The organism is Phenylobacterium sp. (assembly GCF_030651185.1).
Taxonomy (GTDB): Bacteria; Pseudomonadota; Alphaproteobacteria; order Caulobacterales; family Caulobacteraceae; genus Phenylobacterium.
The window spans coordinates 1-15,299 of sequence record NZ_JAUSCJ010000031.1 but is presented as its reverse complement, the minus strand read 5'-3'; the positions used below and the strand labels follow the sequence as shown (position 1 = coordinate 15,299).

Sequence of the window (15,299 nt, the reverse complement as noted above, 5' to 3'; positions counted from 1 at the left end):
GGCATATGATGCTAGCAAACATCCTGTATACTCGGCCCACTATCGAGCAGGCGCTGTCCGCACTCGACAAATCGCGGTTGAAACTGCCGGTACTCAACCCGCGTGCCTTGTTTGACGATTTCGAAAGTCAGCCGGTCACGCTCGTTGAACTGTCGCAGGGCCCCTGGTCATCGCCGGTTGCCGATACGGTGATGCTCGCCAAGTTCGCTATGTGCGCTAAACCGAAGCGGGTCCTGGAGGTAGGCAGCTACCGCGGCTTCACAACTAAGATGCTTGCCCGCCACACCGCCGAGGACGCCAGAATCGTTGCATTCGATCGCGATCCGCGACACGGCGAGGCATATCGTGGCACGGCTTGGGAAGCGAAGATCGAACGCCGCGTGGGCGACATGTGCGAGGAAGCGTTCGTCCAAGATATGCCAGGCAGCTACGACCTGATATTCCTCGACGCCGATCACAGCTATGACGCAGTTAAGCGCGATACTGAAATTCTGTTGCCACTGATTGCAAAGGACGGCCTTTTCATCTGGCACGATTATGCGAATTGGGGTCGCTTCAGCAGGAAAAACGGTGTTCCAGAATATCTGCACGAATGTTCCAGAAACATCCCGATCGCTAACGTCAACGGTTCGTGGCTAGCGGTCTATTCCCCGGCCTGGGCCTCAACCGACGGCATTGAGTTGTTCAACCGTGCATGCAACAGCGATGCTGACAAGGCCGGCACTGATCCTTGGACGATCGAAGTCGTACGCGGCTGATGGCGTCACCACGCATCTGGCTATTCGCCGATGTATTAGGCGGGTTCGGTGGAATCGAGACCTATCTTGATGCGCTCGCTCGCCGCGCCTACGCAGACGGGTTGGATGTGCGCGTTGCAGTCGCCCGGAATGGCCCGGCACCATTCCTCGACGAACTAAAGTCGATAGGTATCCCAGTCTATGACCAGAAGCCGGTACTAGGGGATCGGTTTTTCATCCGCCATCGCCTGTTGATTCACTACGTCACCAAGAGCCTACGGCCCGGGGACTGGGTGTTCTGCGTCCGCCAGCCAATGCCCGAACTCTATTTGCCGTTAGTGCGTGCAGTGCACCGGCGTCGCGGCAGGATCGCTGCGAGTTGGATGTTCTCGCCTGAATACCTCCCCCCACCTCCAGGCCCTGTCGGCGAAGATTTCCGTCGTGCCGTGGCAGAAACGGATCTAGTCGTCTCGGTTTCCGAATGCGGGCGCGAACAGTTTCTAAAGGTCTACGGCTATGAAGGCCCTGTCGCCGTCATCCGCTATCACAACCGGGAGTTCTTGGCTGACGCGCTCCCGCTGCCGGACGGCCCGCCTTGGAATTTTGCCTTTCTTGGCCGGGTAGAGATTGAGCAGAAAAATCTCGACACCATCTTGGACGCCTTCGCTTCCGTGAACCGTCGCCGGCCAGATACACGCTTCAACATCTACGGCGGCGGGCCCGACATCGAGCGGCTGCAAGCACAGGCCGATGCCCTCGGCATCGGCGACGCGGTGACACTGTACGGCCGTTACGATCATCGAAGCGACCTGCCTCGCATCCTCGCTGCCAATCATGTCTTCCTTTATGCGTCGAACTTCGAGGGGGGGCCCTGCTTTTCGCTTATCGAGCTGCTCCAAGCGGGGCGATTCGTCATCGCGTCGCCAGTGGGCGGCATTCCGGACATTTATGTCGACCGTCCGGAGGCAGGCACGCTAGTCGCACCCGATCGCGAAGCCCCGATCGCCGAGGCAATGGCGGTGGCGCTCGCCCGGCTTGAGGCGGAAATGATCGAGCCGGCGGCGATCCGCCGTGTATATATTGAGAATTTCCATGGAGAGATCGCCCACGCGCAGTGGTGCGAGGCACTCGACCTAAATCAGAGGCCTGTGGAGTGACTTCATTCTGCCGTATCTGCTGGCGCGTTATACACTCCGACCTCTAAAAAGAGAAGCCATGGCGCTGTATCGAATCGACACACCGAGAATTGGTAGGCTGCCTACCAGGCTCAAGTAATTATGCTGGGCACCCGGCACCCGCTTAGGTGAGTGGTGCGAGTATGACTTTCAAGCACTGGCCGACAGCCTCGGGAAAGAGACGATGAACCTGCTCTCTTATGTGCATCTGCGCAATATATACGGTTCAACGGGGGGGGGGCGGGTGGCACGCAACATCGTAGAGGCGCTGGGGCGTCGGAACGATGTCGAGCAACGCATCCTCGGCGACGCGAACGATCATCGCCAAATCGTCGAAAAGGTCGGCGAGCCGTGGACTGGGTATGAGTATCATCTATTCGGCCGAGACACCTCTGCGCAACAGCGACGCTGGCTGCTCGGAATGGGGCCTGTTGCGGAGGAGTTTTGGCCCGAGGCGGACTGGCTCTACTGCACTGGGGAATCCTACGTGCCGACCCGCAAGATGCGTTCTGCAGTGGTGATGCACGACGCCGCATATTTCGACGACACCGCTCTTGTCCATGACCGGCGCTACTTTCTGCAGCAGATGAAGTGGCGGTTACTTTTCGCGCGGCTCGACCGCAACGCAGACATGATTCACACAGTTTCAGCTTTCTCTGCAGAACGAATAGCGCACCACTTCCCGGGCTTGCGAGATCGAATTCGCGTAGTGCACAACGGCGTTACTGAGCGTTTTTTCGATAGTGAGACTGCCGATGATGCAGCGCTGATCGCCAGTGCGGGGTTGCACGGCAACAACTTCATCCTACTTCCGCGCGGGCTTTCGTTTCGGAAAAATGCCGAGTTGGTGCTTGCCGCATGGCCGATCCTTCGCAGGCGTCATCCCGATTTGCGGCTTGTCGTAACGAGCCATAATTCGTCCGGTTATGTCGATCGCGCTCGCGGCAGCGATCCCGACTTAATCACGCCAGGTTTCGTGTCGGACCAAGTCCTTGCGGCGCTCTATCGTCAGGCGCGGCTTGTCTGGTTCCCCTCGCGCTATGAAGGTTTCGGTATCCCGGTGCTAGAGGCTATGGCCAGCGGTACTGCAGTGGTAGCGAGTAACGCCACCTCACTACCCGAAGTCGCTGGCGGAGCGGCAATGTTGGTCAATATAGATGACCCTTTGGCGCACGTAGAGGCGATCGACACGCTGCTGACGAACGAGGCCGAGCGAGCCCGCTGGCGCAAGGCCGGCCGCGCGCGTGCTGCTTCGTTCACTTGGGACAAGGCAGCTGAGGCGCTGACCACTGCGATGCGGGGCATGAGTTGAGCATGGCGGAGGCTCCGGGCTTCTTGTTCCTCAACGCCAACACGCCTTGGGTCTATGCGCTCGCCCAAGCGCTTTCGGCGCACCGATCGACGACCGCACTCAGGCTTTACGACTGGCCAAACTATCGCCGCCTGAAGCCGCAATGGCCCGAGACAGACAGCCTCACGCGCCGCCGGATGATAGTGATGCCACCCGGCTATGCCGGTCGGCTTGAGACCTTGTTTGGTATACCAATGCCGCTGGTTTTCGCGGGTGAGAGGAGGCGGCTGCGGCGCGCGACCGGGGGGGGCGAACCTTGGGTCATCGCCTGCTACCCCTATCTCGCCCGCTGGACGCGCCACGTTCCTGGCGAACGTTTGATCTATTACAACCTCGACGAATATACCTTTTACGAACCCCATCGGTCCCACTTGATCCGCAGCCTAGAGCGCGAGTTGGTCGAGCGGTCGGCGCTAACCCTGTGCCTATCGGTCGAAATGGTCCGTCGGCTGCGCGAAAGGCATCCTGATCGGGCCGCTCGCATCCAGCATTTTCCCCTTGGTATGGTTGAGAGCTTTCTGAATGAGGCACCCGATGACCTTCCAATCGTCAATAGCATTGGGTATGTTGGAAACCTTACCAATCGGGTCGACTGGGATTTCTTTCACGCGGTGGCACGTCGCACGCCGGAACTCCGATATGCCGTGGTCGGCAAACTCGACGCGCTTGCAGTTGGAGATGATAACGGCGTCTGGCGCGCCCGGCGCGCGGAGACACTGGCCCTCGACAATGTCGATTTCCTAGGCTCCGTCCCGCAGGCGGCGGTTCCAAATCACTATCATCGGTACGCAGTGAACTGGATGCCATACGATGTGAGTCACGGGTTCAACGTCGCCGCCTGCCCTACTAAGATTATGGATGCGATTGGCAGCGGCCGCCCGTTCCTGAGCACGGATCTTCCGGAGAGCCGACTCTATCCAAACTACATCGCACTCGCCACGAGCGCCGAAGAAGCCGCCGCGAAGCTGCGAGAGCTTGCCGCAAAATCGGCGAGCCACGATGTGGCATCGCAAGTTGATTTCGCGCGCGGGCACAGTTGGGCGCACCGGGCGGACACCTTGATCGCGATGACCAACGCGGCCAATCGCGGCTGAACCAGGGATCAGCGGAGCGTATTGATGGGCTTTGTAACGGGGTTTCGCGGCCTCCGCGATGGATTTCAAGTGCCGATTGCCCTTGCCGAGGCGGGGATGCTTGATGGCTTCGTGACCGATCTCTACGTAGGATGGCCCGAAAGGGTCCTAGGGCGGGCCCTGCCGGCGCGCCGAGCCGAGCAACTGCTGGCACGTCATGACGGTCGGCTTGACGGTCAACCTGTCTTACCGATGCGTGGTCTCGCGCTGTGCGAGAAGTTGGCCACGCTCGGTGGGATCGCACCAGACGAACTCTACGCGCGCTTCGATCCAGCTTATGGGCATGCGATGGCACGAGCAGCGCGGCGGCATCGCAGTGATCTGCTCTGCTACTCGGCCTATGCGCCCAGCGCGTTTTCGGCGAAATACGACCACCGACCCCGCAAAATCTTGTTCCAGTACCATCCGCATTACGTGCTTGAGGATCGCATTCTGGTCGAAGATGCGCATGCTGCGGAACAGGGTGGGCAGGCGATCAATACCGCGAAACCCGTCTCGGGGTTTGCTACCCATCGCTCGCGGCTGGCATCCGATGATGCTTGGCGGCTCGCAGATCACATCGTCTGCGCGAGCAGTTTCACCCAGCGCAGCTTGGTCGAGGCTGGCGCCGATGCCGATCGCATTAGCGTTATCTCATATGGAGTCGAACTGCCGACGCCGATCAAGATTGTCCGGCCTGGTCACTTCCAGGCCCTGTTTGTGGGATCCGGCTTCCGTCGTAAGGGGTTACATCACTTGCTCGCTGCTTGGCGCGCTGCCGACCTAGCCCCTGGCTCGACGCTGACTGTCGTCGCGCGGGTGATTGAGCCTGACCTGCTTGAAATGGTCCGCCAAACTCCAGCGACCGAGTATCGGGCCGGCGTTTCTAGCGCCGAGTTGGCGACGCTCTACGCCAGCGCTAGCCTATTTGTAATGCCGTCGCTCGTCGAAGGCTTTGGTCAAGTCTACCTCGAGGCGCTGGCAAGCGGGCTACCTGTGCTTGGCACTCCCAACACCGCTTTGCCCGATCTAGGGAGCGAGGAGGACGGAGTGTTTATCGTGCCAGCCGGAAACCCGACGGCGCTTGCCGAGATGCTTGGCAGGCAGTCTCATTTGATAGACGCCGATCCGGCCATTCGTATCGCCGCGCGGGCCACAGCGGCGCGGTTTGACTGGGCGAAATTCCGCACAGGGGTGGCTGAAATTGCTTCAAATGCCGGATAGGGCACCTGCGGAAATGAAAGCAACGATGACCACAGACGTCACTGCCTATCTCAGCTATCAGGAGTGGAAGGGCTGGGGCCATGATCGATTCATGCGGCCAACGATCGGGGATCTGAACTACTTCGATGCTGAGCTTCACGGGCTGGACGTAACCGCAGGCGCCGTGTTGGATATAGGGTTCGGCAACGGTGAAATGCTTGCCTGGGCTCAGCTTGCCGGCGCCCCATCGATCTATGGCACGGAGATAGATGATGCCGCGCTATCCGCGGCGGCCGAGCGCGGCATCCAGACGTTGCCGCTTGATCCGGCTTCCTGGCCCGCAGTGCTCGACGGGCAGTTCGTCCTGGTGTCGGCTTTCGATCTGCTCGAGCACCTCACACGCGAGCAGGCGCTTGATCTTCTTGAGCGGGTGGGGAGGCTACTAAAGCCTGGCGGCTGGTTCGTCGCGCGCTTCCCAAACGGGCAAAGTCCGTTTGGGCGGGCGTACCAACATGGCGACGTCACCCATCTCTCAACCCTGTCCGGGCCGTTGATCGGGCAGCTTATCCGAGGGCTCCCCTTTGAGATGCTGCGCTACGGCGATCCGGTGAGACCAACGGAAGGATCGCTGCTAAGCCGCGTCGGGCGAGCCGGCCGCGATTTGCTGCGCCTCGGGTTTGAATTCGCGATTCGCCGAATGTACCGGGTCAACGTCCCGTTCGATCCTAACCTAGTTGTGGTGCTTCGTCGCATCGAAGACAAGGAATGATTGCAGCGCCTTCAGCCGCCGTCGGCGCGCTGCCCCTAGGAATCCTATCATGCCGCTGACCTATTATATCGCTGTAATGTTGTGCGGGGCGTTGCTGCTTATCGGCGTAGTCCGGATCAAAGCTGATTGGTGCATCCCGTATGGCGCGGCTCTCGCAACAATTGCTGCTTGGTACTTCGTCGAGCCGATCTACACGCCCGAGCAGTTTGCTTTCTTCGTCCGGGGGGATATCAGTGAGGCCTATCTGTTGGTCATTGTTTTCTTGTGTGGATTTGCTCTGTTTACGCCAGTAATGGTCAGAACGATAGCTCCTCCTCATGTGGAAGCAGCAGCTCGGTTCGGGGGGGGCGATGCCAACCAGCTGGCGATTTGGGCTATCGCAGCCTGGGCGCTCATCCTCGCCTATGGCACCTTTCGCCTTTCGGGCGACCTGATGGCGGCGCTCTTTCCCGTCAACAGCCGCACTGGTGTGCAGATGTGGTCTCGCCAGGCCGGTGCGGGCGCGGGCCCAACGGGCTTTATCGTCTCCGCTGCAGCCTATCTGTACACCCTGTGCACTGCTGCGTTTGGCCTCCTGTTCTTTATGGTCAAGGGTGTGCGGATGCGCGCGATCTTGCTCATGCTTATTGCCATCTCTTGGCCCTACTTCGTACTTCTCGGCGCGCGCAGCACCTTTATCGCCGTGTGCCTACCTGCGGTGCTGTCTTACGCGCTGTTCGCCCGGCACCCGATTTGGCTGAAAACCATTGTCGTCGCGGGCGCTGGCGGAGTGATTAACCTGATATTGTTGCTGATCATTAGCTATCGGAACATTGGTTTTGGGACGGCGAGCATCTCCAAACCCGAAGGCGCCATACATTATGGACTTAATATGAGCTCTGAGCTCGTCCATGCAGTCTCGTTCCTCAGGGAAGGGACACTAAAGATCGATTTCGGAATGGGGTACCTCACCCAGGCCGTTAATGTGATCCCGCGCGCTATCTGGGCTGGCAAGCCGTTGGGGAGTGTTGAATATTCAATTGCGCGCGGGTTCGGCGACCCGACGTTCCAGGATATTGGCGTAACAGCTACGGTTTCGACGGGTATCATCGGGCAAGGTGTGCTGGCGTTTGGACCTTTCTTCGGCCCTTTGGTGGCAGCAGCGCTCTTTTCCGCTTGGGTCGCTACTCTGACCCGCTTTTGGCGACAGGGAACGCCAACTCGTTTTCTCCTGTTTTTGATCGGACTTGGTTTAACTTTTAACTTGGGGCGTGATGTCTCGCTGCTGGTGCTATGGCCAATGATTTTTGCATACACTGCGGTTAAGTTGCTCGAACAAACTCAGGCCAACGGCATGAGGCGCTCGAATATTGCAGTAACCCGGACTGCGGCGCTTCGTAGAACCTGGAGCCGAGGGAAATTGTGAGCCGACCGCGCGTCGCCATTTTGTTCGATCGTCTCGGGCCCTACCATGTAGCTCGGCTGCGCGCCGCCTCCGAGCGTGTGGAGGTTATCGCAATCGAAGCTTCGCCCCACAGTTCCGAATATGCTTGGCGCAATGTTCACATCGACAAAACCATCGAGCATATCCCCGTTGTTAGTATTGCGGACGGAGCCGAATATTCCAGTCGCGGGCGAGCGGCGCGCGTAGTCGAGCTTGTGCTAAATTCGAGACCGGATTGCGTGGCAGTTCCGGGTTGGTCCTCGCTCGAAGCGCTCGCATTGATTCGCGCGAGTTCAATGCACGGTGTTCCGCTTATCTGTCTGAGTGCGTCAAATCGGTTCGATGCACCGCGCCACGCCTTCCCTGAATTCATAAAGCGCCGGATCGTTTCACACTTCGCCGCGGGGATCGGCACAAGTTCCTCGCAGCTTAGTTATCTCCGTGAACTGGGATTGCCGAAGGAAGCGCTTTTCAGCGGTTACAACGTCGTCGACAATGCCTATTTCGAGGCTGCAGCCAAATCTGCTCGTGCAAGTGGGACTATGCCGGACATTGACGGCAGGCCGTTGAACGAACAGTCTCGCGAGCGTTATTTCTTAGTTGCTTGCCGGTTTATCGAGAAAAAGAATCTCGATCGACTGATTCGCGCCTATGCGCGGTTCCGCGAGGGGCGGCCCCAAGATCCTACTGACTGGCCACTGGTGCTGGTCGGCGATGGTGAGTTACGCGGACAGCTAGAGTTGCTTGCCGCAGAGCTTAGCATCGCTTCGCACGTCAGGTTTCCAGGCTTCCGGCAATATGATGAGCTGCCGCTTTTCTATGCCACTGCTGGCGCAATATTGCTTCCTAGCGTAAGCGAGCAATGGGGCCTAGTTGTCAATGAAGCAATGGCAAGCGGGTTGCCGGTCGCAGTTTCGTCGCGCTGCGGCTGCGCAGAAATGCTGATTGAGCACGGTGTCACCGGCCTCGTTTTCAATCCATTTGACGAGGTGGCGATACTTCAGACGCTGAATCAGATTGCCAGCGATCCCGGTCGTCAAGACTGGGCTCTAGAGGCTCGCAGGACAATCGCCGATTTCGGCCCAGATCGCTTTGGTCGCGCAATTGAAAACGCTGTGAACCTATCCATCCGCTCACGAAGGCAGGCCAGCCATCTCGACAGTCTAATAACTTTACTTGCCATGCGCACAAAATTTGCATCCTAAACGGCCAATTGTCTCAGGTGGATCGCTAGTTCAAGGCGGTTCTTTGAATGGAGCGCGGGCGGGCTTGTCGGCGGCCGTGGTCCTCACCAGCGACGAGTTCTCCGACATCAAAGGCTACGCGCCGGTCAGGGCCGTATCTGACCCTGCGGCTAGCGCTTCCTACCCGGAGACAGTGGCCACGACGCCGGCGCCATCTTCGCCAATGTGGAACACCGCGGCATCGCGGCTATCATACCGCTCAAACGGAACCGCAAGGCCCAACTCGTCATCGACAGCTGTCTCTACGCCCTGCGAAAACTCGTCGACATCTGCTTCTCGCTTAAGAACGTGCTTGCTCGCGCGGCATCTCGGTCAACCCTCAGCTAACAAGGTGGCCCTCACCGGAGGGGTCCTGAGGAGGTAGGGCCGTGCGGGTAGGACGCGCCCCAGCTGCAGCGCGGTTGCGGTGAAAGTTCGAGCCAATGATTGAAGAGGGGGACACGCCCGCCGAGCGAGGCCGCAGATCTTAACTGCCGTTGCTCAGCACGGAGCGTGCGCACCAAGGCATCGATATAGGTCTCGATGCCACCAGGGCTCCCAGCATACCGGCAAACACATAGATCACGGCTCATCCCTCCCATCCTCCTTTCGGACCACTCAGGGAAACGAATGCCTTGGGGGTTGTCCACTGCGGCCAAAACACTGTCGGCCGGGCGTCTCGATATAGACGAAGCTCAGCCTTGCAACGGCCCCAACGAGCAGGAGGAAGCCACGGGCGAAAACAACGCGACCAGTTTGTAGAAATTGGAGCGGTGCCAAAGCACTACCGACGAGGCGGCAATGCCTCGCAATCCGTCGAGCAGCACCATTCGGGTCGAGAGACGATCTCCGGCAAACAGTTCGTCAGGGCCCGCAAAAAGACTCCCGACGGGGGCGTCTGCCAACACGCCACGCGGAGTGGGATTGCTCTTCGAACTCACGGCCTTCTTCTTTGCTCGGCGCGTCTGGGCGTCTCTCCCGCACACGCTGATCCCTTCAATCGACAGAGTAGGTAGGGTTGGGGCCCTAAGGATTACCGGTCAACAATCTCGCAAATAAATCTAACTAACCAGCCCTGTTACCGTTCAAAATCGACGCAGCAGTCGGGAAAACGCGCACTAGCAACCGATAGGCGACTAACGTGATTATCGCAACTAGCAGGGGCAGCAATGTATATGTTGCGAGGATGCTTGCCTGGTTAACCTCTATGGCACGATATATAAGCTTACGAAGCATCGTCATTAAGGGTTCGTGCGCGGCGAAGACGAAAAAGCTCATGGGCGCGAGCGCGAGCAGGACGCCCCTCAACTGCGGATGACTAACCACGCACTTGGTCATTGCGAACAAGACGACCACCCCGAGAAGGATTACTGGCCGTTGGAGCCAATAGACGTTGAGCTCAAGGCGCAACCAAATGTTGGCGAGTTCCCCCACTAGGAATACCGGAATTAACAATTTAAGATGCCCATCCCCGACGAACAGCGGTCGATTGTGCATTCCGAATGATGCGCCCAGTACAAAGAAAGTTAAGCCTTCGATCGAAGGGATTGGCAATTTGATGAGGGTGCTAAGCCAAGCGAACAGCAGCACGATTTCGAGCACGCCGTGCGTCCGGCGGAGTGTCCAGTGTAGCAGCGGGGCAACAGCGACCATCAGCATCAGATCGCGAATGAACCAAAAGGGATAGGCGATCGGGTATTGGGTGATCCCAAGCCAGATATCGATCATCCGCCAAGTTGATTGACCGGTCATCTGTTCATTGGCTGAATTGAACAGCGTGGCGGTTAGCGGCAATGATTGGCCGATCATGAATAGAGCGAGTACTAGCCCGTTCCAGAGAATGTAGGGGATCAGTAGAGTAAAAACACGTCGTTTGGACTTTTCGAGATACTGGTTCCAAGATCCGTCAAAGTTGTTGAAGTAGAGATATCCCGACATAAGGTAAAAGCTTGGCACGGCGATGCGCGCAATGCCGTCGGACCAAAACATCACCAGCGCTCGGATACCAGCTGTGGGCTCCACAGTGATCGACTGGCCGGCAAGATAAACCGGCGCAACGAATGAATGGATGTAGAGGATTAATAGAATCATCGGGAACCGGATAACTGACAGTCGTTCTGATGAGTCCATATGTCCTTAGGTCCTAGTCGAGGTTTTATGCACAAGAACATGCGCAGGCTGGTGCCTGCAGATCAAGCCGCCTGCTCGACCGGCATCGCCGCTACACTTGTCACAGGTTCGCTGTCGCCGCTAAGCGGCGGCATGTTTTACTCGGCGCGAATCCCCGCGAACAAATTGGTAGAGCAGGGATTTCGAGTGGATGTGCATGGTCTGATCGATGCCGAGTGGTCGGCTGCAAACGGGCATTGGCACGTCTCGTCGATTGCGGCTCATCAAGTGATAGGGCCGCAGCGCATCGGCTTTTCGCCAGATATGCTACTCTCTGTGCGACATGATGCCGATCTAGTGCACCTGCGCGGGCTGTGGGCGTTCCCTTCATTTGTGGCGAGTAGGTTGCGCCGCTCGGGCAAGCCGTTGATTGTCTCACCCGAAGGAATGCTGCACCCATGGGCGCTCCAGCGGTCGGCTGCCAAGAAGCGGATGGCGGCCTGGCTATTCGAAGCCGGGAACCTACATGGTGCGGCTGTGATACATGCGCTCAACCAATCTGAGGCGGAGGACATTCGGAGTTACGGATATGCAGGGCCGATCGCGGTGATTCCGAACGGTGTTGATTTGGAAATGCTGCATCACCTTCCGAAAATTCCAACTGAGCGTAAAACACTACTTTTCCTGGGCCGCGTTCACCCGAAGAAGGGGCTTGCGGAGTTGATCGCCTCTTGGGCCGCTGTAGTAAGAGAAGATCCTGACCTACAGCGCGCATGGCGGATCGATATCGCCGGCTGGGATGACGGCAACCATCGCAAGACCTTGGAACGCCAAATCGCCGAAGCCGGTGTGGAGGCCGATATCCAGTTTCTGGGCGTTCTCCATGGTGATGCAAAGGAGGAGGCGCTTTCCAACGCATCCGGCTTTATCCTCCCTTCCTTTGGTGAGGGGCTTCCGATCTCGGTCCTTGAAGCGTGGGCCTATCGACTTCCAGTCCTGATGACTGCCGAATGCAATCTGCGCGAAGGTTTTGTCGAGGGTGCCGCTAGCGAACTTCATCTAGACCAACGGTTCGCTGGGGAACTGGCGGCATGGCTTCGCCGGTCGCCCGAAGCGCTGCGCGAGATGGGCGCGCGTGGCCGAAAGCTAGTCGAGAAGCGCTTCGATTGGGCCGATCTCGCGACAGACTTCGCCGATCTCTATCGATGGGTAGTCGGGCGAGGCGAACGGCCATCTTTCGTTCGGCTTGACTGACCCCGAGAGGGCATTTTGCTTTAGTAGTACGAGTGATAGAGAATTAGGGGGCTAGCAATGAAGCCAACGCCAACGGCCTTGCCGAGTTCTGCGAACAAGCTGCGCCGTGCATTATGGAGCGTCGCGTGGGCACTGCTCTACCGCCCGTCCCCCACCGTGCTTCACGGATGGCGTAGGGTTATTTTGAGGGCGTTCGGAGCGCAGGTTGCGCGGCGTGCCCATCCATACCCGGCGGCGCGCATCTGGGCGCCTTGGAACTTGGTAATGGAGGAGGGAGCCTGCTTGGCTAACCATTCTGACTGTTACAACGTCGCACCTGTTTACCTCGGTCGCTACGCTGTAATAAGCCAAAAGGCTTATTTGTGCACAGCGAGTCACGCCATGGATCGGGAAGGCTTCGATCTGGTGACCGCGCCGATCAATATTCACTCGCGCGCTTGGGTGGCGGCTGCAGCCTATGTTGGCCCGGGCGTGACGATGCACGAGGGTGCCGTGGCAGGCGCCTGCGCGGTAGTAACGAAGGACGTTCACGCGGGGGAAATCGTTGCCGGCAATCCGGCTCGCTCGGTCGCCCAGCGTCATCTCGGCGGCGTTACGGACGCGTGATGGCGCGAGAAAAGCTGCCGATCTCGGTCGTCATTCCGACGAAGAACGAGGAGCGCAATCTGCCTGGCTGTCTTGACCGGCTCAGTGAATTCGAGACGGTTATTATCGTTGACTCGGGTAGCACTGACGCAACTGTGGCGATCGCAGCGAGCTATGGCCATGAGGTACTTGAATTCGATTGGGGCGGAGGCTTTCCGAAAAAACGCAACTGGGTACTGCTCAACCATCGCTTCGAGACGCCCTGGGTGCTTTTCCTCGACGCCGACGAACTGGTTACGCCTGAGTTCGTCGCCGAAGCTCGGGAGGCCCTTGCTCTTACCGTCCACGCCGGCTTCTGGCTCAACTATCGAACACATTTTATGGGTAAGGTGCTCTCGTACGGGGTCGCGCAACGCAAACTTGCTCTCATCCGCGTCGGCGCTGGTCTGTATGAGCGTATCGAGGACCCCGGTTGGAGCCACCTCGACATGGAAGTGCATGAGCATCCCCAACTCGGAGGGTCGACCGGCGCGATTTCCGCGCAAATCGACCATCTTGATTTTCGCGGAGTCGAGCATTTCATTGCTCGTCACAATGCCTACGCAAACTGGGAGACCCGCCGCTATCTCTCATTGTCTGCAACCCCTGAGGGTCGGAGTGCGCTCACCGCACGACAGAAATGGAAATATCACTTACTAGAACGTTGGTGGTTCGCGCCAATGTATTTCTTTGGTACCTATCTTTTGAAACTGGGCTTCCTCGACGGTATTGCTGGCCTCGACTACGCCCTACTAAAGATGAACTACTTCCACCAAATTCGTTTGCAGATCGCTGAGCGGCGTGCAGCGGGCCCGTAATATTCTTGATAGTCGCTAATTATTGCGCAGGATCAATTACAAGAACCGGCGGGATTTGGGATTTGGCGTGTATGCGAAGGCCTGGGAATTTTATTTAAGGGCAATATTAGGGGGTTCGTTGTGCGTAGATATTGCATGTCAGGGCACAGTTACACGGCGAGGCGCGAGTTAACCTGCGGCGCATCGGAGAAAGTGGTTTGAAGGTCCTTGTCACTGGCGGAGCGGGCTTCATCGGATCGCATGTATGCAAAGCCCTTGCCGAGGCGGGGCATGAGCCGGTCGTGCTGGACAATCTGCGAACTGGACATCTTTGGGCGGCGCGCTTCGGTCCGTTTGTGCATGGCGATATTTTGGAGATTGAGCGAGTAGCCGAGGCACTAAAGACCCATCGAGTCGACATAGTCATGCATTTTGCCGCGCTCGCTTATGTGGGCGAGTCCATTAGCGAGCCGGATATCTACTACCGAACCAATGTGATCGGTTCTCTCTCACTTTTGAATGCCATGCGGTTGGCGGGTGTGTCTCGTATTGTCTTTTCATCTACGTGCGCGACATTTGGCAATGTTGACCGCAAGATTGGTGATAACGAAGCGCAAAACCCGATCAATCCCTATGGCGCATCGAAACTCATGGTGGAACGGATCCTGCGAGACTATGCGGCGGCCTATGGCATTGGCTCTGTGGCACTACGCTATTTTAACGCAGCAGGCTGCGACCCTAGCGGTGAGTTAGGCGAGGTCCATGATCCTGAGACCCATCTATTGCCCATAGCGTTGCAGGTCGCGGCGGGCACCAGATCTCAACTAGATGTATTTGGAACTGACTATCCTACGCCGGACGGAACTTGCATCCGCGACTATATCCATGTGTGCGATCTAGCTGATGCGCACGTTGCAGCCCTCAATGTCCTGGAGACCGGAGCCTTTAAGGCTTTCAATTTGGGTAATGGTAATGGGTTTTCTGTGCGGCAAGTAATTGACCGGGTGGAGGCTGTCACTGGACGTAAAGTGGTTTGGCAAGCGGCACCGCGTCGGCTCGGGGACCCACCGTTACTGGTGGCTGATGCGACGGCCGCCCGCGTCAAACTCGGCTGGGCGCCACGTTTTTCGAGCCTAGACGATATGATCAGTCATGGTTGGTCGTTTATGAATAATCAGCAGAGCAAGCTTGCTGCAACGTGATCCTCTTTATCTCCCCCAAGATTAATTGGGGTTCTCCCTAAGGGCTTACGGATGAAGCGGTCAGGGTTTACAGAAGAGCAGATCACTTTGCACCTGCGCGAGCAGGAGGCCGGTTCCGGTGGCAGGCCGGCGCAGGAAGCACAGGCACGGATTGCAGACAATTGCGGGATCGAACTGATATGAAGCGCATACTTGTGACCGGCGGCGCCGGCTTTGTCGGCTCGCACCTCTGCGAACGCCTGATCGAGGCGGGCCACGAGGTCCTGTGCGTCGACAACTACTACACCGGCTCCCGGCGCAACGTGGCCCACCTGCTGGCC

At 58.1% G+C, this 15,299-nt stretch carries 14 protein-coding genes; 13 read left to right on the top strand and 1 reads right to left on the bottom strand.

Going from position 1 to position 15,299, the window contains the following annotated elements; genetic code table 11:
- The first annotated feature begins 8 nt into the window (after positions 1-8).
- The 8 genes from Q7J39_RS14970 to Q7J39_RS14935 all read left to right on the top strand — a co-directional run bounded on the left by Q7J39_RS14970 (position 9) and on the right by Q7J39_RS14935 (position 8,975).
- Positions 9-758 carry a class I SAM-dependent methyltransferase gene (locus Q7J39_RS14970; RefSeq protein ID WP_304826697.1) on the top strand — a complete coding sequence of 250 codons (750 nt, stop codon included), beginning with the start codon at positions 9-11 and terminating at the stop codon, positions 756-758.
- Positions 758-1,894 (top strand): glycosyltransferase, encoded by a 1,137-nt coding sequence (locus Q7J39_RS14965; RefSeq protein WP_304826695.1) that lies wholly within the window; start codon positions 758-760, stop codon positions 1,892-1,894. Before Q7J39_RS14970 ends, Q7J39_RS14965 begins: the two co-directional genes overlap by 1 nt.
- Before the next feature lie 202 nt (positions 1,895-2,096).
- A complete protein-coding gene (locus Q7J39_RS14960; protein ID WP_304826692.1) occupies positions 2,097-3,224 on the top strand; it encodes a glycosyltransferase family 1 protein in 1,128 nt (375 codons plus the stop codon).
- A gap of 2 nt (positions 3,225-3,226) precedes the next feature.
- The gene (locus tag Q7J39_RS14955) at positions 3,227-4,357 is read left to right on the top strand and encodes a glycosyltransferase (RefSeq protein WP_304826689.1); all 1,131 of its coding nucleotides are present in this window, start codon (positions 3,227-3,229) and stop codon (positions 4,355-4,357) included.
- 24 nt (positions 4,358-4,381) lie between these two features.
- Positions 4,382-5,599, top strand: coding sequence for a glycosyltransferase family 4 protein (locus Q7J39_RS14950; RefSeq protein ID WP_304826686.1), 1,218 nt, complete (start codon positions 4,382-4,384; stop codon positions 5,597-5,599).
- Between the two features lie 25 nt (positions 5,600-5,624).
- On the top strand, positions 5,625-6,347 hold the full coding sequence (locus tag Q7J39_RS14945; protein WP_304826683.1) for a bifunctional 2-polyprenyl-6-hydroxyphenol methylase/3-demethylubiquinol 3-O-methyltransferase UbiG: 723 nt from the start codon (positions 5,625-5,627) through the stop codon (positions 6,345-6,347).
- A gap of 49 nt (positions 6,348-6,396) precedes the next feature.
- Entirely contained in the window at positions 6,397-7,752 is a 1,356-nt protein-coding gene (locus Q7J39_RS14940) for a hypothetical protein (RefSeq protein ID WP_304826680.1), read from the top strand.
- The gene (locus Q7J39_RS14935) at positions 7,749-8,975 is read left to right on the top strand and encodes a glycosyltransferase family 4 protein (protein WP_304826677.1); all 1,227 of its coding nucleotides are present in this window, start codon (positions 7,749-7,751) and stop codon (positions 8,973-8,975) included. The genes Q7J39_RS14940 and Q7J39_RS14935 overlap by 4 nt, the downstream gene beginning before the upstream one ends.
- Before the next feature lie 1,083 nt (positions 8,976-10,058).
- Here Q7J39_RS14935 and Q7J39_RS14930 read toward each other — a convergent pair.
- Positions 10,059-11,123 (bottom strand): acyltransferase, encoded by a 1,065-nt coding sequence (locus Q7J39_RS14930; protein ID WP_304826675.1) that lies wholly within the window; start codon positions 11,121-11,123, stop codon positions 10,059-10,061.
- A 27-nt stretch (positions 11,124-11,150) separates the two neighbouring features.
- On the opposite strand from Q7J39_RS14930, the gene Q7J39_RS14925 reads away from it, so the two are divergent.
- The 5 genes from Q7J39_RS14925 to Q7J39_RS14905 all read left to right on the top strand — a co-directional run.
- Entirely contained in the window at positions 11,151-12,356 is a 1,206-nt protein-coding gene (locus Q7J39_RS14925; RefSeq protein ID WP_304826672.1) for a glycosyltransferase, read from the top strand.
- Between the two features lie 381 nt (positions 12,357-12,737).
- Positions 12,738-12,962: a hypothetical protein gene (locus Q7J39_RS14920; RefSeq protein ID WP_304826669.1), complete on the top strand. Its 225-nt coding sequence runs from the start codon at positions 12,738-12,740 to the stop codon at positions 12,960-12,962.
- Positions 12,962-13,798 carry a glycosyltransferase family 2 protein gene (locus tag Q7J39_RS14915; RefSeq protein ID WP_304826666.1) on the top strand — a complete coding sequence of 279 codons (837 nt, stop codon included), beginning with the start codon at positions 12,962-12,964 and terminating at the stop codon, positions 13,796-13,798. Before Q7J39_RS14920 ends, Q7J39_RS14915 begins: the two co-directional genes overlap by 1 nt.
- 197 nt (positions 13,799-13,995) lie before the next feature.
- On the top strand, positions 13,996-14,979 hold the full coding sequence (gene galE / locus Q7J39_RS14910; protein ID WP_304826663.1) for a UDP-glucose 4-epimerase GalE: 984 nt from the start codon (positions 13,996-13,998) through the stop codon (positions 14,977-14,979).
- A gap of 179 nt (positions 14,980-15,158) precedes the next feature.
- Positions 15,159-15,299: NAD-dependent epimerase/dehydratase family protein (locus Q7J39_RS14905; RefSeq protein WP_304823134.1), on the top strand; the 141-nt coding region annotated here is incomplete at its 3' end.

Excerpts from the sequence above, each read along its gene's own strand:
- Q7J39_RS14965 (WP_304826695.1), top strand. The coding sequence starts at position 758 with ATGGCGTCACCACGCATCTGGCTATTCGCCGATGTATTAGGCGGGTTC.
- Q7J39_RS14945 (WP_304826683.1), top strand. The coding sequence starts at position 5,625 with ATGACCACAGACGTCACTGCCTATCTCAGCTATCAGGAGTGGAAGGGC.
- Q7J39_RS14970 (WP_304826697.1), top strand. The coding sequence starts at position 9 with ATGCTAGCAAACATCCTGTATACTCGGCCCACTATCGAGCAGGCGCTG.
- Q7J39_RS14925 (WP_304826672.1), top strand. The coding sequence starts at position 11,151 with ATGCACAAGAACATGCGCAGGCTGGTGCCTGCAGATCAAGCCGCCTGC.
- Q7J39_RS14940 (WP_304826680.1), top strand. The coding sequence starts at position 6,397 with ATGCCGCTGACCTATTATATCGCTGTAATGTTGTGCGGGGCGTTGCTG.
- Q7J39_RS14930 (WP_304826675.1), bottom strand. The coding sequence starts at position 11,123 with ATGGACTCATCAGAACGACTGTCAGTTATCCGGTTCCCGATGATTCTA.
- Q7J39_RS14920 (WP_304826669.1), top strand. The coding sequence starts at position 12,738 with ATGGATCGGGAAGGCTTCGATCTGGTGACCGCGCCGATCAATATTCAC.
- Q7J39_RS14950 (WP_304826686.1), top strand. The coding sequence starts at position 4,382 with ATGGGCTTTGTAACGGGGTTTCGCGGCCTCCGCGATGGATTTCAAGTG.
- Q7J39_RS14955 (WP_304826689.1), top strand. The coding sequence starts at position 3,227 with ATGGCGGAGGCTCCGGGCTTCTTGTTCCTCAACGCCAACACGCCTTGG.
- Q7J39_RS14915 (WP_304826666.1), top strand. The coding sequence starts at position 12,962 with ATGGCGCGAGAAAAGCTGCCGATCTCGGTCGTCATTCCGACGAAGAAC.
- Q7J39_RS14960 (WP_304826692.1), top strand. The coding sequence starts at position 2,097 with ATGAACCTGCTCTCTTATGTGCATCTGCGCAATATATACGGTTCAACG.